This window comes from Pseudophaeobacter sp. TrK17 (assembly GCF_042192375.1).
Taxonomy (GTDB): Bacteria; Pseudomonadota; Alphaproteobacteria; order Rhodobacterales; family Rhodobacteraceae; genus Pseudophaeobacter.
The window spans coordinates 1,463,851-1,487,150 of record NZ_CP071700.1 but is presented as its reverse complement, the minus strand read 5'-3'; the positions used below and the strand labels follow the sequence as shown (position 1 = coordinate 1,487,150).

At 57.1% G+C, this 23,300-nt stretch carries 21 protein-coding genes and 3 pseudogenes; 18 read left to right on the top strand and 6 right to left on the bottom strand.

Going from position 1 to position 23,300, the window contains the following annotated elements:
- Positions 1-155: 155 nt before the first annotated feature.
- The 3 genes from lon to tgt all read right to left on the bottom strand — a co-directional run bounded on the left by lon (position 156) and on the right by tgt (position 4,331).
- Positions 156-2,570, bottom strand: coding sequence for an endopeptidase La (gene lon / locus JZI28_RS06915; protein ID WP_348157762.1), 2,415 nt, complete (start codon positions 2,568-2,570; stop codon positions 156-158).
- Between the two features lie 314 nt (positions 2,571-2,884).
- Positions 2,885-3,037: a hypothetical protein gene (locus JZI28_RS06910; protein ID WP_297339990.1), complete on the bottom strand. Its 153-nt coding sequence runs from the start codon at positions 3,035-3,037 to the stop codon at positions 2,885-2,887.
- A 163-nt stretch (positions 3,038-3,200) separates the two neighbouring features.
- The gene (tgt, locus tag JZI28_RS06905) at positions 3,201-4,331 is read right to left on the bottom strand and encodes a tRNA guanosine(34) transglycosylase Tgt (RefSeq protein ID WP_375699662.1); all 1,131 of its coding nucleotides are present in this window, start codon (positions 4,329-4,331) and stop codon (positions 3,201-3,203) included.
- A gap of 183 nt (positions 4,332-4,514) precedes the next feature.
- On the opposite strand from tgt, the gene JZI28_RS06900 reads away from it, so the two are divergent.
- The 11 genes from JZI28_RS06900 (at position 4,515) to JZI28_RS06850 (ending at position 14,342) form a co-directional block, all read left to right on the top strand.
- Entirely contained in the window at positions 4,515-5,405 is an 891-nt protein-coding gene (locus JZI28_RS06900; RefSeq protein ID WP_295455205.1) for an SPFH domain-containing protein, read from the top strand.
- Positions 5,405-5,695 carry a hypothetical protein gene (locus JZI28_RS06895; protein ID WP_353401194.1) on the top strand — a complete coding sequence of 97 codons (291 nt, stop codon included), beginning with the start codon at positions 5,405-5,407 and terminating at the stop codon, positions 5,693-5,695. The genes JZI28_RS06900 and JZI28_RS06895 overlap by 1 nt, the downstream gene beginning before the upstream one ends.
- A gap of 493 nt (positions 5,696-6,188) precedes the next feature.
- Complete coding sequence (locus JZI28_RS06890; RefSeq protein WP_375699661.1) at positions 6,189-6,863, top strand: TetR/AcrR family transcriptional regulator; 675 nt, start codon at positions 6,189-6,191, stop codon at positions 6,861-6,863.
- A complete protein-coding gene (locus JZI28_RS06885; RefSeq protein ID WP_375699660.1) occupies positions 6,860-7,993 on the top strand; it encodes a hypothetical protein in 1,134 nt (377 codons plus the stop codon). Before JZI28_RS06890 ends, JZI28_RS06885 begins: the two co-directional genes overlap by 4 nt.
- Positions 7,994-8,027: 34 nt before the next feature.
- A complete protein-coding gene (locus tag JZI28_RS06880) occupies positions 8,028-8,609 on the top strand; it encodes a TRAP transporter small permease (RefSeq protein ID WP_375699659.1) in 582 nt (193 codons plus the stop codon).
- 1 nt (position 8,610) lies between these two features.
- The gene (locus tag JZI28_RS06875; protein ID WP_295455199.1) at positions 8,611-9,930 is read left to right on the top strand and encodes a TRAP transporter large permease; all 1,320 of its coding nucleotides are present in this window, start codon (positions 8,611-8,613) and stop codon (positions 9,928-9,930) included.
- Positions 9,923-10,375, top strand: a complete 453-nt coding sequence (locus JZI28_RS06870; RefSeq protein ID WP_375699658.1) for a GAF domain-containing protein — start codon at positions 9,923-9,925, stop codon at positions 10,373-10,375. The genes JZI28_RS06875 and JZI28_RS06870 overlap by 8 nt, the downstream gene beginning before the upstream one ends.
- A gap of 46 nt (positions 10,376-10,421) precedes the next feature.
- Positions 10,422-11,657: an amidohydrolase family protein gene (locus tag JZI28_RS06865; RefSeq protein WP_375699657.1), complete on the top strand. Its 1,236-nt coding sequence runs from the start codon at positions 10,422-10,424 to the stop codon at positions 11,655-11,657.
- Complete coding sequence (locus tag JZI28_RS06860) at positions 11,654-12,367, top strand: SDR family NAD(P)-dependent oxidoreductase (RefSeq protein WP_375699656.1); 714 nt, start codon at positions 11,654-11,656, stop codon at positions 12,365-12,367. Before JZI28_RS06865 ends, JZI28_RS06860 begins: the two co-directional genes overlap by 4 nt.
- A gap of 278 nt (positions 12,368-12,645) precedes the next feature.
- Complete coding sequence (locus JZI28_RS06855) at positions 12,646-12,876, top strand: hypothetical protein (RefSeq protein WP_375699655.1); 231 nt, start codon at positions 12,646-12,648, stop codon at positions 12,874-12,876.
- A gap of 80 nt (positions 12,877-12,956) precedes the next feature.
- Positions 12,957-14,342: an IS1182 family transposase gene (locus JZI28_RS06850; protein WP_375699182.1), complete on the top strand. Its 1,386-nt coding sequence runs from the start codon at positions 12,957-12,959 to the stop codon at positions 14,340-14,342.
- A gap of 902 nt (positions 14,343-15,244) precedes the next feature.
- Here JZI28_RS06850 and JZI28_RS06845 read toward each other — a convergent pair.
- Entirely contained in the window at positions 15,245-15,472 is a 228-nt protein-coding gene (locus tag JZI28_RS06845; RefSeq protein ID WP_297340746.1) for a hypothetical protein, read from the bottom strand.
- Positions 15,473-15,697: 225 nt separating this feature from the next.
- Between JZI28_RS06845 and JZI28_RS06840 the strand changes: the two genes are divergently transcribed.
- Entirely contained in the window at positions 15,698-15,988 is a 291-nt protein-coding gene (locus JZI28_RS06840; protein ID WP_297340747.1) for a hypothetical protein, read from the top strand.
- Between the two features lie 169 nt (positions 15,989-16,157).
- Positions 16,158-16,934 (top strand): annotated as a pseudogene (locus tag JZI28_RS06835) (integrase core domain-containing protein); the annotation flags it as partial.
- Between the two features lie 326 nt (positions 16,935-17,260).
- Here the strand turns inward: JZI28_RS06835 and JZI28_RS06830 are convergent.
- Both JZI28_RS06830 and JZI28_RS06825 read right to left on the bottom strand, forming a co-directional pair.
- Positions 17,261-17,500, bottom strand: a pseudogene (locus JZI28_RS06830) (integrase core domain-containing protein); the annotation flags it as partial.
- A 48-nt stretch (positions 17,501-17,548) separates the two neighbouring features.
- Positions 17,549-18,481, bottom strand: a complete 933-nt coding sequence (locus tag JZI28_RS06825; protein ID WP_375699654.1) for an IS5 family transposase — start codon at positions 18,479-18,481, stop codon at positions 17,549-17,551.
- Positions 18,482-18,547: 66 nt separating this feature from the next.
- Here JZI28_RS06825 and JZI28_RS06820 point away from each other — a divergent pair.
- The 5 genes and pseudogenes from JZI28_RS06820 to tpiA all read left to right on the top strand — a co-directional run.
- A pseudogene (locus JZI28_RS06820) lies at positions 18,548-19,780 on the top strand (IS1182 family transposase); the annotation flags it as partial.
- Between the two features lie 215 nt (positions 19,781-19,995).
- On the top strand, positions 19,996-20,358 hold the full coding sequence (locus JZI28_RS06815; RefSeq protein ID WP_295453142.1) for an SUF system Fe-S cluster assembly protein: 363 nt from the start codon (positions 19,996-19,998) through the stop codon (positions 20,356-20,358).
- A gap of 114 nt (positions 20,359-20,472) precedes the next feature.
- Positions 20,473-21,699, top strand: coding sequence for a glycerophosphodiester phosphodiesterase family protein (locus tag JZI28_RS06810; protein WP_375699653.1), 1,227 nt, complete (start codon positions 20,473-20,475; stop codon positions 21,697-21,699).
- Positions 21,700-21,833: 134 nt separating this feature from the next.
- Positions 21,834-22,193: an iron-sulfur cluster assembly accessory protein gene (locus tag JZI28_RS06805; RefSeq protein WP_027239831.1), complete on the top strand. Its 360-nt coding sequence runs from the start codon at positions 21,834-21,836 to the stop codon at positions 22,191-22,193.
- Positions 22,194-22,349: 156 nt separating this feature from the next.
- Positions 22,350-23,099, top strand: coding sequence for a triose-phosphate isomerase (gene tpiA / locus JZI28_RS06800; protein ID WP_375699652.1), 750 nt, complete (start codon positions 22,350-22,352; stop codon positions 23,097-23,099).
- The last annotated feature ends 201 nt before the right edge of the window (positions 23,100-23,300 follow it).

The following is a 23,300-nucleotide window of genomic DNA, read 5'->3' as shown; positions in this document are numbered from 1 at the left end:
CAAATAGAATTAAACGAGATACTAAGAGCCCATGACCAAGGGGCCAGAACGGAAAGAGTAACAATAAAACGATAAAGGGCGACCCGCAGGGGCCGCCCTCTTTTTTATCAGAAAACAAAGGTTCAGATCAGAGCCTCTGTTTTATCCCAAGCGGCTTAATGCGCTGGGGCACCCGACGCCCGGGCGCCAGCCTCCAGCGCGGCCTTTGCCGCAGCGGCCTCTTCTTCGGCAGCCTCGTCCCATTCGATCGGCTCGGGCTGGCGTACCAGCGCATGCTTCAGAACTTCCGAGACATGGCTCACCGGGATGATCTCCAGGCCTTCTTTGACGTTATCCGGGATCTCGGGCAGATCCTTGGCGTTTTCCTGTGGGATCAGCACTGTTTTGATACCGCCACGCAGGGCCGCCAGCAGCTTTTCCTTCAAACCACCAATGGCCAGCGCATTGCCGCGCAGGGTAACCTCGCCGGTCATGGCGATGTCCTTGCGCACGGGAATTTTTGTCAGCACCGACACGATGGAAGTCACCATGGCCAGACCCGCCGAGGGACCATCCTTGGGGGTGGCGCCTTCGGGCACGTGAACGTGGATATCCCACTTGTCAAACTTGGGCGGCTTCACCCCGATCTTGGGCGAGATGGAGCGCACATAGGAGGAAGCGGCCTCGATGCTTTCCTTCATCACATCGCCCAGCTTACCTGTAGTCTTCATCCGGCCTTTGCCCGGCAGGCGCAGGGCCTCGATCGACAGCAGCTCGCCGCCTACCGAGGTATAGGCAAGCCCGGTGACAACACCAACCTGATCTTCCTTTTCGGCCAGACCATAGCGGTATTTGGCAACGCCCAGGAACTCATCCAGATTGTCGGAGGTTACAGAAACGCTCTCGACCTCTTTCTTGACGATCTTGGTCAGCGATTTACGCGCCACCTTGGCAATTTCACGCTCCAGGTTCCGCACCCCAGCCTCGCGGGTGTAGACGCGGATGATATCCTTCAGCGCCTCATCGCTCATCTCGAATTCCTTGGCCTTCAGACCATGGTTCTTGACTTGCTTGGACACCAGATGCTGTTTGGCAATCTCGCGCTTTTCGTCCTCGGTGTAGCCAGACAGCGGGATGATTTCCATCCGGTCCAGCAACGGCCCAGGCATGTTGTAGCTGTTCGAGGTGGTCAGGAACATCACGTTGGAGAGGTCATATTCGACCTCCATATAGTGATCCACAAAAGTGGCGTTCTGTTCCGGATCAAGCACTTCCAGCATCGCTGAAGCCGGATCACCACGGAAATCCTGCCCCATCTTGTCGATCTCGTCGAGCAGGATCAGCGGGTTGGTGGTCTTGGCTTTTTTCAGTGCCTGGATGATCTTGCCGGGCATCGAGCCGATATAGGTCCGGCGGTGGCCGCGGATTTCTGATTCATCACGCACACCGCCAAGCGAGATGCGAATAAACTCGCGCCCCGTTGCCTTGGCCACGGATTTACCAAGCGAGGTTTTCCCCACACCAGGAGGGCCCACAAGGCAGAGGATCGGGCCTTTGAGCTTGGTCGAGCGCTGCTGCACCGCAAGGTATTCGACAATGCGTTCTTTGACCTTTTCCAGACCATAGTGATCCGCATCCAGGATGTCCTGTGCCTTGCCCAGGTCCTTTTTGACGCGCGATTTCACGCCCCATGGAATGCCCAACATCCAGTCAAGGTAGTTGCGCACCACTGTGGCCTCGGCCGACATCGGCGACATGTTCTTGAGCTTTTTCAGCTCCGCATCAGCCTTTTCACGGGCTTCTTTCGACAGCTTGGTTGCAGCGACCTTCTCTTCCAGTTCGGCAATTTCGCCAGCCCCTTCTTCGCCGTCACCCAGTTCCTTCTGAATGGCCTTCATCTGCTCATTCAGGTAATATTCGCGCTGGGTCTTCTCCATCTGGGATTTGACCCGGGTCTTGATCTTTTTCTCGACCTGCAGAACCGACATTTCGCCCTGCATCAGCCCATAGACTTTTTCCAGCCGCTCGCTGATCGACAGGGTTTCCAGCAACTCCTGCTTGCGATCGACCTCAATCCCCAGATGGCCCGCAACCAGATCCGCCAGTTTGGCGGGCTCGGCAGTTTCACCGACTGCGGACAGAGCCTCTTCGGGGATGTTTTTGCGGACCTTGGCGTAGCGCTCAAACTCGTCGCCAACCGTGCGCACCAGCGCCTCGATGGTGGTGGCGTCGCCGGGGATCTCGGTGAGATATTCCGCACCGGCTTCAAAATAGTCCTCATTCTCGAGGTAATTGGTGATCTTGACCCGCGCATGGCCTTCGACCAGCACCTTTACGGTGCCATCGGGCAGTTTCAGCAGTTGCAGCACATTGGCCAGCACACCCGTTGGGTAGATGCCATCGGTCTGTGGCTCGTCCTCTGCCGGGTCAATCTGGCTGGACAACAGAATCTGTTTGTCATCCGCCATCACCTCTTCGAGGGCGCGCACAGATTTTTCCCGACCTACAAACAACGGCACGATCATATGCGGAAAGACCACAATGTCGCGCAGCGGCAATACAGGATAGGAAGAATTAAGCGGCTCTTTCATACTCGGTCCTTTACTTGGCAAGAGCCCCCGGTCCCGACACTCGGCAACCTCTGGCGCTCCCCTCTTTGGAAGTCTTTATCTGGTACAGCGGTTAACATATTTCAACCGCCGCACCGCAAAGTTGGGGGACACCTTGCCCGTAGCATTGCCGAACCACAAGAGCGCTTTTGGTAAATGCACCGCAAATCCGCGCACGACCCAAAACACCTAATGCCACTGCCCCGCCGGACATCCAGCCGCACAGTCAACCGGCCGGCAACAGGCCGACAACAGGCTGATGAAGCCCCCCGTTCCACTAGGACCAAATAGCTTGGTTATTTAGCCTGACCACTTTGAAGATGGGAAAGTTGGGCAAATTCAGATGATTGGGAAGATCCGCCATCCATAAATCCAATCAAAGCCATACCAAGGCCCAGGACAACAAAAAGAACGATATGGGCGGAACTTGCAGAAACAGAATTTTTCATTACTCACCTCCAGGTGTTACAAACTGCTGAGCAACACACAGGAATTTTGTGACCAGACCTTGTCCTTAGAGGGTCCGCAACAGGGAGAGAGGTTCAAATTCTTCACAAATGTAATGCAAACAGGGCAGGTCTTTCACCTGCCCCTGCGACGTGAATACGCCCCTTACAATGGCTCGATATCGCCCTGGGCGCGCCCGTCATGGAAGCCCTGCTGCCAGGCCGCGAAAGTGCCCTCTGCGATGGCCTCGCGCATGCCTGCCATGATGTCCTGGAAATAATGCAGGTTGTGCCAGGTCAGCAGCATGCCCGAAATCATTTCGTTGCTGCGGAACACATGATGCAGATAGGCGCGGCTGTATTTCGAACAGGCCGGGCAGCTGCAGTTTTCATCCAGGGAGCGCGGGTCATCCGCGTGGCGGGCATTTTTGATGTTGACCACGCCGTGGCGGGTAAAGGCCTGGCCGGTGCGTCCCGAGCGCGACGGCAGCACGCAGTCCATCATATCAATGCCACGGGCCACTGCGCCGACGATGTCATCAGGTTTACCAACCCCCATCAGGTACCGTGGCTTATCCTCGGGCAGCATATCGGGTGCATAGTCCAGGCAGTCAAACATCGCCTCCTGCCCCTCACCCACGGCCAGCCCGCCCACAGCGTAGCCATCAAAACCGATGTTTTTCAGCGCCTCGGCGCTTTCTGCACGCAGATCCTGCTCCAAACCGCCCTGCATGATGCCAAACAGCGCGTGGCCCGGGCGATCGCCAAAGGCCTCTTTCGAGCGTTCGGCCCAACGCATCGACAGGCGCATGCTTTCGGCAATGCGATCCCGGGTGGCGGGCAGCGCCGGGCATTCGTCAAAACACATCACGATATCAGAGCCCAAGAGCTTTTGAATTTCCATCGAGCGTTCTGGCGTCAGCTCATGTTTGGAGCCGTCAATATGGGACTTAAAAGTGACGCCCGTCTCGGTCAGCTTGCGCAGCCCTGCCAAGGACATCACCTGAAAGCCGCCGGAGTCCGTCAGGATAGGGCGATCCCAGTTCATGAATTTATGCAGCCCGCCCAGGCGGTCAATGCGTTCCGCCGTGGGGCGCAGCATCAAGTGATAGGTATTGCCCAGCAGGATATCTGCACCGGTTTCCCGCACGCTTTCCGGCATCATCGCCTTCACCGTGGCTGCGGTGCCAACCGGCATAAAGGCCGGCGTGCGGATATCGCCGCGCGGTGTGGAAATAACCCCGGTGCGGGCCTTGCCATCACGGGCTTTCAGATCAAAGGTGATTTTCGGCGCCATTTTACTCTCCTTTGAGTGCAGAACCCAGCGCATTTGCCTGATTGCGCGGCTTTTGACAAGCCTCAAGCCATCTTGTCAGCCCTCTCAGAGCAGAGCATACAGGACATAGGCTGCATTCTTGCGGTCATACCATGGCGACCCCATATGTATGCAATAGTACACAACTTTTTCTAGGAGGGCCCGATGAACGAAGATTTTCTCATTGGTCTAATTTCACAAAACGCCATCTACCTGTTGGGGGCGATCTTCCTGATCGTCATCATCTTCAAAGGCGTCCACATCGTACCCCAGTCCGAAAAATTTGTGATCGAGCGCTTTGGGCGCCTGCATTCGGTGCTTGGACCCGGCATCAACTTTATCGTGCCCTTGCTGGACGCGGTGGCGCATCGCATTTCAATTCTGGAACGCCAGCTGCCCAGTGCCAGCCAGGATGCCATCACCAAGGACAACGTGCTGGTGCAGATCGACACCTCTGTGTTCTACCGTATTACCGAACCAGAAAAAACCGTCTACCGGATCCGCGACGTGGATGCCGCCATTGCCACCACCGTGGCAGGTATCGTCCGCGCCGAGATCGGCAAGATGGACCTGGACGAGGTGCAGTCAAACCGTACCCAGCTGATTGGCCAGATCCAGGCAAGCGTCGAGGACGCGGTGGATGACTGGGGCATCGAAGTCACCCGCGCAGAAATCCTGGACGTGAACCTGGATCAGGCCACCCGCGACGCCATGCTGCAACAGCTGAACGCCGAACGCGCCCGCCGCGCCCAGGTGACCGAGGCCGAAGGGAGCAAACGCGCAGTTGAACTGTCTGCCGATGCCGAACTCTATGCCGCCGAACAGATCGCCAAGGCCCGCCGCATTCAGGCCGACGCCGAGGCCTATGCCACCGAAGTCGTGGCCAAGGCGATCCACGAAAATGGCATCGAGGCGGCGCAGTATCAGGTGGCCCTGAAACAGGTTGAGGCGCTCAATGCGCTTGGCAACGGCGAAGGCAAACAGACCATCGTGCTGCCCGCCCACGCAATTGAGGCCTTTGGCGATGCCTTCAAGCTGCTGAAAGGTGGCAAATGATGGAACCGGTTGCAGCCTCCTATTGGGAACTCTGGTGGGTTTGGTGCGCCGCCGCGCTGGTGCTCGCCATCCTAGAGGTCCTGGCCCCCGGCTTTGTCTTTCTGGGCTTTGCCCTGGGCGCCCTGGCCTGCGGCATCCTGCTGGCGGTGCTGGGCAGCGGTGCTCTTGCCCTGCCGATCCTGATCTTCCTGTTCGCCGCCCTGTCGCTGATCTCCTGGCTGCTGATGCGGCGCTATTTTGCTCTGCCTTCTGGCCAGGTAAAAACCTTCGAGACAGACATCAACGACTAGAGCCCCTTCATGAACATCTGCGATCAGCCCCTTTTGGCAGGCTTTCCAATCGGAGCTGATCGACAGAGCGGGACGCTACAGTGATACCTTGACAGGGGACAAACCTCCCGGCAGCAGACATAGGGTCGCCTCGCCACAAGGCGGCTTCGAGCCCAAATTGCCCATTGCCGCAACCTGCACGAACGGCAGAAAAGCGCAAAAAGCGACCTTTCAAAAACCTTACATCTGTGGCCCGGTCGACGACTGGAACGGCCCACACCGGCCTTTGTCCAGATGTCCAAGTGCGGCATCGCGGCTTCCCCAAAACTTCGCATAGACCGCTTCACCATCTTGGACGGAATTCTCGCCCATAGCCACATGAGCACAAGAATTTCACGTTGTGATACAGGCGCTTGACCCGTTTTTAGACATGTCATTGGAAAACATATTGACAGCATGAGCTCCATTGAGGCACCTTACATACCGATCGGTCGGTATAATCAGGATGATAATAATGGACAAAAAACTCCCAACAGCGCGCATTCGCGATTCTGAGAAAACCGTTGCCGCCCTCAAGCGGGCGGCGATCGATCAGCTGATTTCAAATGGGTTTGCAGGGCTTTCAATTGCACCGCTTTTGAAGAAGGCGGGCGTGTCTAGGGGGGCTCTATTTCATCATTTTGCCAGCAAGGACGCGCTTGTCGTTGCCGCTTTCGAAGATGTGCTGGCGGAGTTTGCGATCTGCTTGACCCGGATATCCCAAAGGCTGCGATCCGGTGAAATTGGGCTTGAAGAATTTGTCATTGAGACTTCAGCAGCCTTTGCGAGTGATTTGTTCATCGCCACCATGGAGATGTCCCTGGGGATGCGTGTCGAAGAATTCCTCTCTGAGGCGGCGCAAGATGCCATTGTCGTATGGCGCGAAAACCTACTGCGGTTTTGGACCGATACGTTTGATCTGCCAGCCCTGTCGCAGGCCGAACAGGAGACCCACTGGGCCATCGCATCGAACACTTTGCGCGGTTACGGGTTTACCAATTCCTTCGGCCATCAAGAGGTCGCAACCCGACATATGCGGCAGGGGTTTGCCCAGTTCTTCCTTACAGGGGCGGTGATAAAGCCTGCAATCACCCCTGATTTCAGCGCTTTGCAAAGCAAAAAAACAACCAACAGTGGAGAAGACAAATGAAAACGACTTTCATCTTGGGCGTAGCCCTCAGTGGGGCCATTCTGGGCCCAAGTGTTGTGATGGCTCGCGATACAATCACCGCCGCCACCTGGCTACCGCCGCAACACCAATATTCGCGCTATCTGTATACATATTGGGCCGAAGCGCTTGCCGAACGCTCTGGCGGCACATTGGTAGCCGAGGTCGAACTGGGATCTGCGCGCGTGACGGCGGGCGGCAACCTGCAAGAGATCGCAGATGGCCTCGCTGACGTTTCAGGCCATTTCGCGCAATACACGCCAAGCGACCTGCCTGTGGCCAACGCGCTTGAAGAGCTGGGCATGACCTTCGGCGATCCGCGCGTGGTAATTGCGGCGGCCACCGAATTCAACATGACCGAGCCAATGTTGTTGGCAGAATGGGCCGGCCACGGCGTCGTTTATGGCGGGTCTTACACGACGAACCAGTACAAATTGATCTGCAACACACCAATCACCACGCTTGCAGAATTGAACGGTGCCAAGCTTCGTCTGCCGGGCCGTGCGCCTGCTGAATGGGCCAATGCGGCCGGTGCTGCGACTGTGTCGTTTAACACCAACGAACAGTATGGCGCGCTGGATAAGGGCGCGCTGACCTGCACCACAACAACAGCCGCTGACGCCTATGTTCGTAAACTTTATGAAGTCGCACCCCATATCACTGATATGCCTGTGACCATGTTCTGGGCAGGTCTGGGCCATGGCTACAACCCGGCGGTTTGGGCTGAATTGACCATAGATCAACGTCGCGCCGCACTTTATGCGGAGGCCGACGCTATGGCTGCTTTGATCGTTGACGGGACCTTGCTGGAGGAAGCTGCAGCCGAAGAGAGCCTCAAAGCCGAGGGTGTAACCTTCCACGCACCCGGCGAAGATCTTACCGCGTCGATTTCTGCCTTCCGTGCCAAACAGCCAGAGAACGCCGTGCCGATCATTCAGGAAACCTATAAAATCGCAGAGGCCGAGGCTTTGCTCGCACGGTTCCAGGCGACGATTGATAAGTGGGATGCCAAGCTGGCCGACGTACCCGTCGAGGACAAAGAGACGCTGGCTGATATGATGCGAGCAGAGATTTACGACAAACTCGATCTGGCCACATACGGCCTGCAATAAACCCCGCGAAACGCCTGGTGCGGCCACAGTTCTGGTGTGGCCGCATCACGCCTGGACCGACAGACTGAGCTCTGCGGTCTTTGGTTTCCCTTTCTTCACCAAAGGCTTCCCGATGATCCTAAATGCCCTTTCCAGGCCGTTTGAATTGCTAGACCGTGTCGCGCGTCTGCAACTCGCGATCGCGGCCTTCGCTGTCATGGCAATTTTGCTGGCGATCTCTTTGGACGTGGCGCTGCGCACTGCGTTCAGTGCGCCGCTCACTGGCACCATGGAAGTCGTATCATTCTATTGCATGATCCCAGTCGTGTTCCTGCCCATTATGATCCTTGAGGTGCGGGGCGAACATATTGATACAGATCTGTTCTATCGGTTTTTTCCTGTCGCAGCCAAAAGGCTATCGGTGATTGTTTCGGGTCTTTTGTCCGTCGGGATTTATGGACTGTTGACCTACATCACATTTGAACAGGCCGTATCATCCACTGGACGAGGCGAAGTGGCGATGGGGGTCAATCTGATGCCGGTCTGGCCTGTGCGTTGGATTCTGCCAGTGGCCTTTGCGAGCTCAACTGCGGCAGCCTTTGCTTTGACTATCCGCAACACTAAGGGCGTAAAATAAGATGCTTGAAGATATCACTCCAATTCTGGTGGCTTTGGGTGCCTTGCTTTCGTTGATCGCTATTCGCGTCCCCGTCGGATTGTCGCTGATCGCGGTCTCCTTTGTCGGCATCACCTATGAGATCAGCCTGCGCGCGGCCATTGGGTCCCTTGCGCGCATCCCCTATGACCTCGCCTCCAACTGGAGCTTTTCGGCCATACCGATGTTCCTGCTTATGGGCTATGTGGCCTCCGAGACCGGGTTGACCAGCGGATTGTTTCGCGCCTCGCGTCAAGTCTTGGCCCGCCTGCCCGGTGCATTGGCCTGTTCCAGCGTTCTGGCAAGCGCGCTCTTTGCGGCGGCCTCGGGGTCTTCGGTGGCCACGGCCTCTGCCATGTCAAAGATCGCAATCCCTGAAATGCTGAGCCGCCGCTACGATCCGGGTCTTGCCTGCGGGACGATTGCGGCCTCCGGGACGCTCGGGTCACTGATCCCGCCAAGCATCGTGATGATCCTTTACGGCGTGTATTCGGATGTCTCGATTGGGGCGCTGTTCATGGCGGGGATATTGCCCGGAATATTGTCGATGGCCATCTACATCGCCATGATTGTGACCCGGTGCAAACTCAACCCTAGCCTTGCAGGCGGAGGAGCCACGGCAGAAGATGAGCCAACGGTGGGTGCTGGACAGCTTCTTATGGACATTGCACCGCTACCGATCCTGATCGCAATTGTCATGGGCTCGATTTCGATGGGCTGGGCCACCCCCACGGAGGCCGGTGCTCTTGGAGCATTAGGGGCCGTATTGATCGCAATCGCCATGCGCACCTTTTCCCCCGCCAGCTTCTGGTCGGCGCTGAAACAATCCGCCCTGTCCTTTGCGGCAATTTTCGTGATCATCATCGGTGGCGCACTGCTGACGCGCTATGTGGCGGTGGCGGGGTTGAACAAAGTGCTGGAACAGCTCTTTGTCGAAAGCGCTGCGGGGCCTCTCATGCTGATTGCCGCAGTCTCGGTTCTCTATATCGTGTTGGGTATGTTCATCGACTCCATCGGCTTGCTGTTGCTGACCGCGCCCTTGGTGCTGCCGCTGGCCGTATCGCTCGAAATGGACATGATCTGGTTCGGCATCATCCTGATTAAGCTGTTGGAAATCGGGCTGATCACCCCGCCTGTGGGCCTAAATATATTTGTGATCAAAAGCGCACTTGGCGATCAGGTCACGCTGCCGACGATCTTCAAAGGGGTCACCTGGTTCATCAGCATGGATGTGCTGACCCTCGTGTTGCTTGTCGCTTTCCCTGCAATCACCATTTGGCTCCCGGAGATGATTTATGGCTGACCAAGACCACAGGATTGCCGCGCAGATGCAGGAAGTCTTCGCACAGGTCACGCAAACCTGCGAAACACAGTTCGGCTTTCGTTTTCTGACCATTCTGAAAATTCTACCCGACCCGGTGAATGTCCTGCGTGTGCATAGCTCCTCGCCAGATGACTACCAGATCGGCGCGCTCAAACCGATGGGAGGCACGCCTTGGGGCAAGCTGGTGATTGACGGCGGCCAGACATGGCTGGGCAACGGCGCGGATGAGGTGCTCTGGGCCTTTCCCGATGCGCAACTGATCCTATCCAAAGGCTGCAAGGCCTGTGCCTGCGCGCCGGTGATCTCAGAGGGAAAGACGGTTGGCGTGCTATCGCTGAATGCGAGCCTGGACGCATATACGGCAGAAGACCTGAACGAAATGAGCCGGATTGCCCAACATTTGATCCCCGCTTTTAGGCATTGAACCGCTGCATTGGCGGTACAGAAAAAATCAAACTAAGGAAGACCCAATGACCAGCATATTGATCAAAAACGCCTGCATCGTTGACGGCAGCCAAGACCGACCCACAGATCCGATGCAGATCGCCATCGAGAGCGGTAAGATCAAAGAGGTTGCACCGACGGTTTCTTTCACTGCCGACGAAGAGATCGACCTTAAGGGATATACCGTTATGCCCGGGCTGGTCGATTGTCACGTGCATACAATCGCAGCCAGTGCCAATCTTGGGGCCAACGCGGCCGCCCCCTCGTCCTTGATCGCGGCCAAAAGCGCGCGGCTGATGTACCAAATGCTCATGCGTGGTTTTACCACGGTGCGAGATCTCGGCGGTGCTGACCGCGGCCTGCAACAGGCCGTTGAGCAAGGGTATTTCATAGCGCCGCGGTTGGTGATCTGTGGCAAAGCCCTGTCCCAGACTGGTGGCCACACCGATTATCGCGGCCCCTACGACAACCGCCCTGTCGAATGGTACGCCAATCAACTGGGCTCTATGGGCCGGATTTGTGACGGCCTGCCCGAAGTGTTGCGCGCCGCCCGCGAGGAAATCAAATCCGGGGCGCAATTCATCAAGGTTATGGCGGACGGCGGCGTGTCCTCGCCCTCTGATCCCGTCGGCTATCTGGTGTTCTCCACAGAAGAGCTAAAGGCGCTCGTCGAAATTGCCGATAATTTTGGCACCTATGTTGCCGCGCATCTTTATGCGGACGAAGCCATCGTACGGGCACTGGATTGCGGCATCACCTGTATTGAACACGGCAACCTGATCAGCGATGACACCATCGCCCGCGTGGCCCGCGACGGGGCGGTCGTCGTGCCGACGAACATCACCTATGACCTGCTGGCCCGTCGCGGAGCAGAATTTGGCCTGCAACCGGCATCGGTCGCCAAGATCGAAGATGTGCGCCTGCCCGGGTTGGAGCGGCTGGTCAAAATGCATGACGCCGGAGTAACCATGGGCTACGGCTCTGATTTGTTGGGCGGCATGCAGTCCGAACAATCTGGCGAATTCCCCCTGCGTGGGCGTTATATTCCTGCGCATGATGTGATCCGCTCTGCCACACTGGACGCGGCCAAGGTGCTGCGGATGGAAGGGCAGATCGGTGCCTTGGTGCCCGGTGCGTTTGCTGATCTGGTCGCGGTGGACGGCAACCCGCTGAACAATCTGGACCTGCTGACCGAACAAGGCGCGCATATGCCGCTGATCATGCAAAATGGCGTGGCCGTCAAACGCACAGGTTCCCTATGAGCACATCAGACAGGCCCGTCATGATGCTGTCTGGCGGCAATAGAGGCATCGGCTATTGCATTGCAAAGGCGGCGCAAGCGCGGGGCTGGCACGTCAGCCTTGGTCTGCGTGATCCATCAGTTTTGCCCCATGGGCTTGATCCGCAGCTCACCGAGCTCCACGCTTATGACGCCACCTCGCGCAGCACCGAAGCTAAGTGGGTGGACGCCACTGTCGCAAGGCATGGCCGGATTGATACGATTGTCGCCAATGCCGGCCTGTTCACCGACACATCGATCATCGACGCTGAGGAAGGCGAGGTCGACACCCTGTTAGAGATCAACCTGCGCGCCCCGCGCCGCCTCGCCAAAGCGGCATGGCCGATGTTGCGGGCCTGCGGATGCGGGCGGGTGGCGATCCTCGGGTCACTGTCTGGCAAACGTGTGGCGTCAAAAGGCTCCGCGTTGTACTCGGTCAGCAAATTCGCCGCCATTGGTTTGGCCCATGCTCTGCGCCTTGAGGGCTGGGACGATGGCATCCGCGCGACGGCCTTCTGTCCGGGCCTTGTCGCGACAGAAATGGGCGCGACCGCGGCGGGCGACGCCGTTGCAGCAAAAGAGATGACCCAACCTGACGAGATCGCGCATCTGGTATTAGAGATCATCGGCCTGTCCAACTCGGCCAGCATCGCAGAAATGCATATTAACTGGCGAACGGACGGGATTTTCTAAGGTGCCCAATTCCAATCCGCAATGCCTCCGCAGAGTTTGGCTGACCTGCCTTGAACTGCAACCTTGGCAGCGCTGCATGCAGATTTGATTTCCCAAACGCAGGCATTAGCTGCAGTGAAAATCTGATGAACGGGCGCCAAGCGGACTTGCGGCAGTGCGGCCGCTAATAGTCACCAAAGGGGAACACTGCGGACAAAGCAACTATTTCATTCACTCCCGCAACGTGACGATAATACTGCTCACTTGAGCCAAACCGTGCGCGGTAAGATGGGGACAACATGAAACGTGATGACGCAAAGAATATATTCGAAGCCGCAGACACCCTTTGTGGCGCTTCATCTCAACTAATTATGGCGATTGATGCCATCGAAGATGCTAGCGAAAAGCGCGCTTTCAGAAGAAAATTCGCTGACTTGATAGGGAATATTGAACGAGATTTTGTCTACGAAATTTGCGTCAAATATCCTGAGTTTGCGGGCGAAAAACCTGACGTGCTGGGTCGCAACTAAGGGCTTATTTTGTTGAAAAACTCTTCCTTGATTGCGACCTGAACTACTGATTCAATTCCCATATTGTGGGGGATTTGGCGATGTTGGGACCGAGGCAAGAAGCGCAGGCGGCACTGTTTTACGAGTTTTCGCTGGAAGATCATGTCCCACAAGATCACCTGCTGCGATCCATTGATCGTTTCGTCGACCTGAGCAGCGCTCGCGCCTATCTGGCAGATTTCTACAGCCACACGGGCCGCCCTTCCGTCGATCCTGAACTGCTGATCCGGATGCTGTTGGTTGGCTATTGCTTTGGCATCCGGTCCGAGCGGCGGCTCTGTGAAGAGGTTCATCTGAACCTCGCGTATCGTTGGTTCTGCCGCCTCGACCTAAGCGATCGCGTTCCCGATCATTCAACGTTTTCCAAGAACCGGCATGGGCGTTTTCGCGACAGCGAACTTCTGCGACACCTGTTCGAGACGACCGTCGCCCGCTGTATCGAGGAAGGTCTCGCCAGCGGTCAGCGCATGGCAGTCGATGCCAGTTTGATCGAAGCCGATGCGAACAAGCAAAACTCAACACCGAAGGAAGAATGGGATGCGTCGTCCATCGATGCCGTAGATGCACCCCGCGCAGTCCGAGAGTATCTCGAGACGCTCGACGAGGCCGCGTTTGGAGCGGCGAGCGATGTCCAACCCAAGTTCACCTCGCATTCCGATCCCGCCAGTCAGTGGACAGCAGCCCGCAAAGGCCCTGCATTCTTTAGCTATTCCGACAATTATCTCATCGACACGGATCACGGTGTCATCTTGGATGTGGAACCCACACGCTCCATCCGGCAAGCCGAGGTCGGATCGACAAAAACCATGCTGACGCGGGTGAAAGAAAAGTTCGGCTTGGTCCCTGACTGGATGATCGCCGACACAGCCTATGGTTCAGGCCCAATGCTCGGCTGGCTCGTGGAGCGCAAGATCGATCCTTACATCCCTGTGATTGACAAGGCCGGACGCCCCGATGGGACATGGACACGCACAGATTTCGATTGGGATGCAGAGAATAATCAATACATCTGCCCCGAGGGTCGCGCGCTCAAGCAGTTCCGCCGGAATTACTCTGATCCGAACCGGGGACCGACGGGCAAGGGCACAGCCCGCTATCGCGCCTTGAAAGAAGTCTGCCAGGTCTGCCCGTCCAAGCAAAAATGCTGCCCTAACGCTGATGCTCGCAAGATCACCCGCGAAGAGCACGAAGATGCGCGTCAGGTCGCCAGGGATCTGGCCAAGACCGAAGAATACCAGATCGCGATGAAGCTCAGAAAGAAGGTCGAAATGCTCTTCGCCCACCTCAAACGCATTCTCGGGCTGGGACGACTACGATTACGCGGGCCTTGCGGCGCAAATGACGAATTCCTCCTCGCCGCTACCGCCCAGAACCTCAGAAAACTGGCCAAGATCTTTCCTGCACCGCAGCAAACGAGAAAAGCCTGATAAGAAAGGCACTCGCGCGCAGATCAAAACACCAATTTCTGCGCTCGCAGCACGTTGTTTTTCAACAGAATCGGCGGAAACCGGACATGCGGCGGTGCGGCAGCAGGGTCGCAGCGTTTCCGCACCAGTTCCCAGACGCTAGATGACGGCAGCCAGCCCAAAGCGGCCCAACAGCCATTGGCACGAACCTGCGATAGCTGACCTTGGCCACGCACGTCGCGAACTGGTAAGGAGCGGGACCAAACGGACGTTGAATTTCTTGGACAAAACCATAAACTCCCAGGAGCGTTTTTTGGGGCCAGTATTTTGGGGGCCAGTAGATGATTAGAAAGACATTTTCTCTGACTCTTCTTGGGCTATCAGGCGCTTTTGGCTACCTTTACTATGTTCAGGATTTTCAATGGCGAAATTGTTTCAACCAGTTAGGGCGGTGCTTCGACGAAAGCACGGGAGTCGTACACTTGGAGCACTCCGGGGGCGTCTGGCTCCTGCTCGCTGCGTTGGCGCTTGGAGGGGGACTTTACAACGCGTGGCACCTTGGCAAACCAAAACGGTAATCCGGGCTCCAAGCCGCCGCTCCCCGCGCCAGCACACCCAACCGGCACTGGGACTGGAAGTCAAGGTCAGTTGAGCGGGACAAAACAAACCTTAGCAATCTTGCTGGCAATGACCGCTTTTTCTGCACTGCTCATGCAGCGACAAGTGGCATGGGCGGAAACCGAACTTTCGCTCATTGCGGGCGTGAGGCGAGCGAGCGACAACGGTTAGGGCCAAAGTCACGCCACCACGAATCTGGGTTTCTTTCTAAGGTCTGAAAGGCTGCTCGGAGCCTTTAGCGTATGCATTTTGCGGCCCTGGCTTCCTGAATTGCGCGTGAAATTCAGAAGCCATTCGCTTTCCTGTTAGTCACCCTCATCTGGTGGCGTCGTAACACCGAATGCACCAGATGGCTTGCTTTCTTCCGGATTGCCAAATTCCTTGCCCTGCAATCCGCGGCTCAGCAATTCGCGAATGGCCGCGGCTCGGGATGGAAGACGGTGATCAAAGCGCCAATCGTCGATGGCTTTGATTTCGTCGTCATTCAACATCACTTGCAATTTTAGAGTCCGTTTGCCGCCAGAATCGCTCATGAATTCTGTCTCCGTTGGTGTCATGAAGTGTTGGAACAAGAGTAAGTTACTGAAAAGCCAACGTCTAGGTAAGAAGGCGCAGTAACGGTTGATATGCGTCTCACCTCAATGCTGCACGATGATGAAAAGGGGTGGGGTCATTCAGTGACGCAACTTAACTATATGTTTTTATTTGCTTTTTCACCTCATCCCCAATAGAAGATAGGCAATGAAAAGGAGATAAACATGAGCATGAAGCAAGCATATGTCGAAAAGATCCAAGCCCGCCTGAACGAATGGGATGCGGAGATTGAGAAGTTGAAGGCCCGCACAGACGAAGCTGGGGCGGATGCCAAGATCAAGTATCAAGAGCAGATTGAGAGCCTTCGCGAAGAGCAGCATGAGGCGCAAGCCAAACTTGATGAACTGAGGGCCTCCAGCGACGACGCTTGGGAAGATATGAAAGCCGGTGTTGAAAGCGCATGGGACAGTCTTGAGAAGGCAGCCAAAGACGCTACGTCGCGGTTTGCAGCATAGCCAGCAACTTGGCTGTATTTGAGCACCGCCTCCAGAAATGGTGGTGGTGCATCTTTAAACTAAACAGCCACATTCGCCACGGTGATGGAACTTCATCGCCGAAGCGATGGCCGAGAACCTGTGCCAACTGACAATCGCTACTGAACAAATGACGAAACCCTCGCAGGATTTGCTAGTGTCGCTGGATGACCTGCTGGCCGTGGTGCGGGAGTTTCTGAACCCGGACGTCTCGCGCTCTGGACTGGATCGGTGTCTGCGGCGGCATGGGGTCGGCAACCTGCGCGATCTTAAGCCAAAGGCCGCCCGCCCAAAGCAGAGCGCCTTCAAGGCATACGAGCCGGGATATCTGCATATCGACGTGAAGTACCTGCCACAGATGGCTGATCAAACTTCCCGCCGGTATCTGTTTGTTGCCATTGATCGGGCTACACGCTGGGTTTTTATCCGTATCTACAGCAGCAAGACAGCGGCCAACGCGCGCCGCTTTTTGCGTGATCTAGAGCGGGCTTGCCCACTTCGCATCCGAACCATACTCACAGACAATGGAAAGGAGTTCTCCGACCGTCTCTTTGGCCTGCGCAAGCGCGAACAAAGCGGAAAACATGATTTCGACAAGCTCTGCGCCGAACTGGACATCGAACACCGTCTGACGCCGCAAAGATCGCCCCAAACAAACGGCATGGTCGAGCGCTTCAACGGTCGCATCGAAGACGTGCTGCAAAGCCACCACTTCCGATCAGGCGAAGAACTGGAGACCACGCTGCACCGCTATGTTTGGCTCTACAACCAACAGCTTCCGCAATCAGCCTTGGGCAGCAAGACGCCCTTGCAAGCGATGAAGCACTGGCACAAACTCAAACCAGAACTGTTCAACAAACTGCCATACTACCGTCCGGGATGTGACAGGTACGGTTTTTATCGACACGCAGAGAGGAAGAACACGTGAGGCCGTTGCTCTGTGCGAGAGGTCGCCAACTTAGCGCTAGCCATGGTTTTGTGACAACACCGGACATTCGTGCATTGCGCAGCACCGGTCAAAGAGAGCTCACAGCGGACTTGCGGCGGTGCAGCGAGTGGTTTTCACCCTGAACACTCTGTCGCCGGTCTGATCGGCACACATGGTTGACTGATGTCAGCCCAAAGCATGCGTAATTGGGCTGCCTCTGTTCTGAGGTCAAGCTCCCGATAGGATCACAGGATAGCTGTGAACAAGGGAGATAGATGATGGAATACTGAGCTACTCCCCAATCCTTGGACAGGATCTGGCGTGATTTAAGCTACTCTTTGCATCTGCTGATCGGGGTTGGTTGTTTCGTTTCTCTGCCAATAGATCACAGCGGGTGGTTTGCCGCCAAGGGCGGAATGAGGGCGCTTGTGGTTGTAGAACGCGATCCACTTTCTGACGCCAGCTTTGGCCTCTGATCCGGTCTCCCATGCGTGCAGATAAACGCATTCGTATTTCAGCGACCGCCACAGTCGTTCGACAAAGATATTGTCGAGGAACCGGCCTTTGTTGCACAAATAGGTTTGTAGGTTGAGTACCCCTTACCCCAGACGGATTTATGCTGCAGCCACTGTTTTGGGGATGCCCAGTGCGGTAAAACCATTGAGGATGGCAGCACGGATCTGGATCTCGGCAACCTGCCGGTCGAAGTCCCGTGCTGAGAGGCGCTGACCAAGCAATTTCAAACAATGCATCTTCGTTTCGACGCGGCTTCGGCGGTGGTAACCTGTCAGGTGTCGCCACAATGCCCTTCCGAGGTACTTTGATGATCGCACCGCTTCGTTTCGTGCCCGTGCACCTGGTGTGTCAGCCTTCCAGAGTTTTGCATTCTTGCGTGGTGGGATGACCGCATGGGCATTGCGGGCGGCAATCGCCTCAGGGCATTTGCGCGTGTCGAACGCGCCGTCTGCAGTTACACTGCCTAGGTCTTCGTCGGGTGGGATTTGGTTAAGGAGATCAGGTAATATTGGAGCATCGCCAATACTGCTGGTCGTCACCTCAACGGCCCGTATCTCCAGTGTTTCTTCATCGATCCCGATATGTATCTTGCGCCAGAGGCGGCGTTTAGGGCCGCCATGTTTGCGCGCATTCCACTCACCCTCTCCTTCCGCTTTGATGCCCGTGCTGTCGATGAGCAAGTGTAGTGGGCCGGATGAGCCGCGATACCGAATGGCCACCGACAATGTCTTTTGCCGCCGACATAAAGTGCTGAAGTCAGGCACGGACCATTCAAGCCCCGTCAAAGCCAACAGGCTTTCAACGAACCCAGTCGTCTGCCGCAACGGTAAACCGAACAGCACTTTCATGGTCAGACAGGCTTGGATCGCTGCGTCGCTGTAGGCCTGCTGGCGCCCCCTTTTACCTGAAGGTTTCGCTTCCCAAGCCATCTCAGCATCAAACCAGATCGATAACGACCCACGTTGCTTCAGGGCCGCGTTATAATCTGACCAGTTCGTGGTCTTGTAAGTCGTCGGTATCCAGCTGCTCATGCTGGCCAGTTATCACGTTGGATTCGCAACATGAATCCCCGCTAACGATTTGTGCAACAAAGCCCTGGGCGACCGTCGGTTGATCCTGAACTGACGATCAGGATGCTGCTGATCGGCTACATCATGGGTATCCGTTCGGAACGTCGACTTTGCGAGGAAGTCCACCTCAATCTCGCTTACCGCTGGTTCTGCCGTCTCGACCTGACCGATCCCGTGCCGGATCATTCGATCTTTTCCAAGAACCGGCACGGCCGTTTCCGTGACAGCGATCTGCTGCGCCATCTGTTCGAAACGGTGGTTGCCCGCTGCATCGCGGAGGGACTGGCAAGCGGCCAGCGCTTTGCGGCAGACGCCAGCATCATTCAAGCTGACGCGAACCGGCAGAACTCGACGCCCAAGGCTGATTGGCAGCCAGACAAGGTCGATCCCGAGGAGGCGCCGCGGGCAGTCAGGGAATATCTGGCCACGCTGGATGATGCGGCCTTCGGCGCGGCCAGCCCGGTCGATCCGAAGTTCACCTCGCATTCCGATCCCGCGTCGCAATGGACCGGGGCACGGGGTGGGCCAGCCTATTTTGCATATTCCACCAACTACTTGATCGATACCGACAACGGCGTGATCCTTGACGTCGAGGCCACCCGTTCGATCCGCCAGGCCGAAGTCGGATCGGTGCGCACCATGATCGATCGTGTGAGCGATACCTTCGCCCTACAACCAGAACGTCTGATCGCCAACACTGCCTACGGCACGGGCGAGATGCTGGACTGGCTGGATCGCCAGCGCGGGATCGCGCCTCATATCCCGGTGTTTGACAAGTCGGCGCGCCGGGACGGAACATTCGAACGCACCGACTTCACCTATGATGCCGAGCAGGACACCTACACCTGTCCGGGCGGCAAGGAGTTGAAACAGAACCGTCGGGCCTTCACGACGGCCAGAGAGCAGAAGCCGGACGAGCATGGGATGCTGCGCTACCGGGCCAGCAAGGCCGACTGCGATGTCTGCGAACTGAAAGCACGCTGCTGCCCGAAGGCGCCTGCACGTAAGGTGCTCCGGTCGATCTATGAGCCATCCTGCGATCGGGCCCGTGCTATCGCTCAGACCACGGAATACGCGATCTCCTGCAAACTGAGGAAGAAGGTTGAGATGCTGTTCGCCCATCTGAAGCGGATCCTGGGGCTGAACCGTCTTCGATTGCGGGGCCCTCTCGGCGCGCGTGACGAATTCCACCTCGCAGCAACCGCCCAGAACCTCCGAAAGCTCGCAAAGCTCCTGCCGCCACCAAAAATCGCCTGCTGAAAAGAGGCGAGGCAACGCGCGCTCAATCTCGTGAGCTATTCAACGCGGCTACTGGGGCGAGTTTTTCAACGGAATAGGCTGACAGCCGTCATTGGTGCTGCCCGCTTAGATATTTTGGAAACACCAGCTTCAACTGACGGCTTTCTTTCGCTGCCTCTGGACCTCCCTCTACAGTTTCCCTATATAAACAGTCGGATTAACTGTCAGGGATCGACATGACCAACGCTTCCGAACCGCTTGAAGGAACGCCGCTGATTGCGCCGTCTTCCGTTGAACACCCGCTCTTCGATCAGATCGTCGAGGCCTGCCGTTCAGTCTATGACCCTGAAATTCCGGTCAATATCTATGAGCTGGGCCTGATCTACACCATCGACATCTCTGATGAAAACGACGTGCAGATCATCATGACGCTCACCGCCCCTGGCTGCCCTGTCGCCGGTGAGATGCCCGGCTGGATTGTTGACGCCGTCTCACCTGTGGCTGGGGTCAAATCCGTTGATGTGGAAATCACCTGGGAGCCGCCCTGGGGTATGGAAATGATGTCAGACGAGGCCCGCCTCGAGTTGGGCTTCATGTAAGCTCCACCCGGGCTCAACCTCAAAGAGGTCACAAAAGCTTCATCGGATCGCGGCAAAGGTTTTACCTTTCGCCGCGATTTCTCTTTTGAAAATCAACTTCTTTGGAGAATTCCATTGCGCAACGCCCTTACCCTGTCGCTCATCGCTCTCACCCTTGGATCCGCCAGTTTCGCGCCAGAGGTCAACGCCGCTGAGACGGGTCTCAGCTATGGTCCCCGCCCGGCCTATCTGATCGAAAAGCTGCCCGAAGGGGCGCTGAAGTCAAAACTGCAGTCCTGTGCGGCGCAGCTGCCTGCCCGCAGCACCTTTTCGATTGGCCACCGGGGCGCGCCGCTGATGTTCCCGGAACATACCGTGCAGTCCAATGTTGCCGCCGCGCAGATGGGCGCGGGTATTTTGGAATGCGACGTGACCTTCACCAAGGATCTGGAGCTGATCTGCCGTCACGCGCAAAACGATTTGCACACCACCACCAATATCCTGACCACCGATCTGGCTGAAACCTGCATCACGCCGTTCACCCCGGCCAGCGGCACCGCCCCCGCCTCGGCCGAATGCCGCAGCTCAGAGATCACCCTGGAGCAGTTCCGCAGCCTGACGCCCAAGATGGACAGCTTTGACAAGACAGCTACCACAGCGGCGGCCTCCCAGGGTGGCTCGCCCTCCTGGCGCAGCAGCCAATATGCGGATGGTGCCACCGCAATGACCCATGCGGAATCCATCGCCCTGTTCAAATCTCTGGGCGCCAAGTTCACCCCAGAGCTCAAATCCCCCTCGGTTGAGATGCCCTTCAACGGCTTCACTCTGGAGGCCTACGCCCAGAAGATGATCGACGACTACAAGGCGGCCGACATCCCCGCGACCGATGTCTGGGCCCAGAGCTTTGATCTGGAGGTGGTGAAATACTGGATCCAGAACGAGCCCGCATTTGGCAAACAGGCGGTCTATCTGGATGGGCGCTACAGCGGTGCAACGCCGCTGGATCCAATGGATCCCAGCAGCTTTAGCCCCACGATGCAGGAACTGGCCGATATGGGTGTGAACTACATCGCCCCCCCGATGTGGATGCTGGTTACCCTTGAAGATGGCAAAATGGTGCCCTCCCCCTACGCCAAGGAGGCCAAGGCCGCCGGGCTCAAGCTGATTACCTGGACCCTGGAGCGCTCTGGCCCGCTGACCACAGGGGGCGGCTGGTACTTCCAGACCGTACAGCCCGCGGTCAGCAATGCCTCCAGCTATTACGAAATTCTTGATGTTCTGGCCCAGGATGTCGAGATCGAAGGCATCTTTTCTGACTGGCCCGCAACAGTCACCTACTACGCCAACTGCATGGGGCTTTAAGTCTCATAAATCCCTGCTGTGTTAGGTTTGAACGGGCCGCTTGTCCCTTTGCGGCCCGTTTTGCTGTCCACTGCCTCTTGAGCCTGCCCCCTCGCGGGCCTAGATAAGAGGAAACGCGCGCATTGGAGACACTCATGTTCGGCATTCCCGGCAAACAGGCTGTGACAATCACCCCCCGGGCTGCGGCCCAGATCACCAAACTGATGACCAGCGGTGGCCACGCAGGCCTGCGCATTGGCGTCAAAAAGGGCGGATGTGCGGGGATGGAATACACCATGGAATATGTCGACGAGCCGGACAAGAACGACGAGGTGGTGGAACAGGACGGCGCCAAGGTGCTGATCGCCCCCATGGCGCAGATGTTCCTTTTTGGCACCGAAATCGACTATGAGACCTCGCTGTTGGAAAGCGCCTTCAAGTTCAATAATCCCAACGTGTCAGAGGCCTGCGGCTGTGGTGAATCCATCAGCTTCAAGGATGTGCCAAACCTGTGACAGGTTCGCAGCCCATTTAGCCGATGGTGCCTGCGCTGACAGATGGCGTCCCCGCTCATGAAATGGCAAAAGGCCTCGCCCTCAGGCCCTTGCCCGATTGCCCCGCCCTGCCCCCGGTGCTACCACTTGGCCAGATATTGACCAGGGGAGCGACAGATGCGGCAGAAAATGGCAGCGGGCAATTGGAAGATGAATGGCACAAGCGCAGCCTTGGCCGAGCTTGAAACCCTGATACAGGGCCAACGCGCCGCCACATCAGAGCTGCTGATCTGCCCCCCTGCCACGCTGCTGTCCCGCGCAGCAGAGCTTGCTGCAGATAGCCCTGTGGCTATTGGCGGCCAGGATTGCCACGCAGCAACTGCTGGGGCTCACACCGGCGACCTGTCGTCTGACATGCTCAAAGACGCCGGCGCGACCGCTGTCATTCTAGGCCACTCAGAGCGCCGCGCCGACCATAACGAGAGCAGCGAAGACGTTGCTGCAAAAACAAAATCCGCCTGGAGCGCCGGTCTCACCGCCATTGTCTGTCTTGGCGAAACCCTGGCAGAGCGCGAATCCGGAGATACCCTGAGCGTTGTTGGCAGCCAACTGGCCGCCTCCCTGCCCGACGGTGCCACAGGCCAAAACACCGTCATCGCCTATGAACCAGTCTGGGCCATTGGCACTGGCAAAGTGCCAAGCCTGGCCCAAATTGCCGAAGTCCATGACTTCCTGCGCCAGGCCCTCACCACCAGGTTCGGCACCGAAATGGCCGATGCTACCCGCCTGCTCTATGGCGGGTCGGTAAAACCGGGCAATGCCGCTGAAATCTTTGCCACCTCCAACGTCGACGGCGCCCTTGTTGGCGGTGCCAGCCTAAAGGCCGCAGATTTCTCCCCCATTATCGCCGCCCTCGACGCCAGCTGATCCCCCTATTGCAGTTGGCCCCTAACCCATAGGCAGGCGCCGCCCAGCCCTTACGCCGCCAAAACAAAAACGCCCCGGACCAAATCCGGGGCGTTTTCTGTTTCACTTGGAGCCAAACCCCTAGAGCGCCCGGCCTTAAACATGAACCACCTGTTCGCGGCCTTCGCCTGCGCGGCTCAGCGCAAAAAGTGATGCGCGATA

What these genes read in the sequence shown, in the direction of transcription:
- JZI28_RS06805 (WP_027239831.1), top strand. Translation starts at nt 21,834, where the DNA reads ATGTTCGGCATTCCCGGCAAACAGGCTGTGACAATCACCCCCCGGGCT.
- JZI28_RS06825 (WP_375699654.1), bottom strand. Translation starts at nt 18,481, where the DNA reads ATGAGCAGCTGGATACCGACGACTTACAAGACCACGAACTGGTCAGAT.
- JZI28_RS06855 (WP_375699655.1), top strand. Translation starts at nt 12,646, where the DNA reads ATGAAACGTGATGACGCAAAGAATATATTCGAAGCCGCAGACACCCTT.
- JZI28_RS06885 (WP_375699660.1), top strand. Translation starts at nt 6,860, where the DNA reads ATGAAAACGACTTTCATCTTGGGCGTAGCCCTCAGTGGGGCCATTCTG.
- JZI28_RS06850 (WP_375699182.1), top strand. Translation starts at nt 12,957, where the DNA reads ATGTTGGGACCGAGGCAAGAAGCGCAGGCGGCACTGTTTTACGAGTTT.
- JZI28_RS06870 (WP_375699658.1), top strand. Translation starts at nt 9,923, where the DNA reads ATGGCTGACCAAGACCACAGGATTGCCGCGCAGATGCAGGAAGTCTTC.
- JZI28_RS06860 (WP_375699656.1), top strand. Translation starts at nt 11,654, where the DNA reads ATGAGCACATCAGACAGGCCCGTCATGATGCTGTCTGGCGGCAATAGA.
- JZI28_RS06900 (WP_295455205.1), top strand. Translation starts at nt 4,515, where the DNA reads ATGAACGAAGATTTTCTCATTGGTCTAATTTCACAAAACGCCATCTAC.
- JZI28_RS06890 (WP_375699661.1), top strand. Translation starts at nt 6,189, where the DNA reads ATGGACAAAAAACTCCCAACAGCGCGCATTCGCGATTCTGAGAAAACC.
- JZI28_RS06840 (WP_297340747.1), top strand. Translation starts at nt 15,698, where the DNA reads ATGAGCATGAAGCAAGCATATGTCGAAAAGATCCAAGCCCGCCTGAAC.
- JZI28_RS06875 (WP_295455199.1), top strand. Translation starts at nt 8,611, where the DNA reads ATGCTTGAAGATATCACTCCAATTCTGGTGGCTTTGGGTGCCTTGCTT.
- JZI28_RS06845 (WP_297340746.1), bottom strand. Translation starts at nt 15,472, where the DNA reads ATGAGCGATTCTGGCGGCAAACGGACTCTAAAATTGCAAGTGATGTTG.
- JZI28_RS06895 (WP_353401194.1), top strand. Translation starts at nt 5,405, where the DNA reads ATGGAACCGGTTGCAGCCTCCTATTGGGAACTCTGGTGGGTTTGGTGC.
- JZI28_RS06815 (WP_295453142.1), top strand. Translation starts at nt 19,996, where the DNA reads ATGACCAACGCTTCCGAACCGCTTGAAGGAACGCCGCTGATTGCGCCG.
- tgt (WP_375699662.1), bottom strand. Translation starts at nt 4,331, where the DNA reads ATGGCGCCGAAAATCACCTTTGATCTGAAAGCCCGTGATGGCAAGGCC.
- JZI28_RS06910 (WP_297339990.1), bottom strand. Translation starts at nt 3,037, where the DNA reads ATGAAAAATTCTGTTTCTGCAAGTTCCGCCCATATCGTTCTTTTTGTT.
- tpiA (WP_375699652.1), top strand. Translation starts at nt 22,350, where the DNA reads ATGCGGCAGAAAATGGCAGCGGGCAATTGGAAGATGAATGGCACAAGC.
- JZI28_RS06865 (WP_375699657.1), top strand. Translation starts at nt 10,422, where the DNA reads ATGACCAGCATATTGATCAAAAACGCCTGCATCGTTGACGGCAGCCAA.
- lon (WP_348157762.1), bottom strand. Translation starts at nt 2,570, where the DNA reads ATGAAAGAGCCGCTTAATTCTTCCTATCCTGTATTGCCGCTGCGCGAC.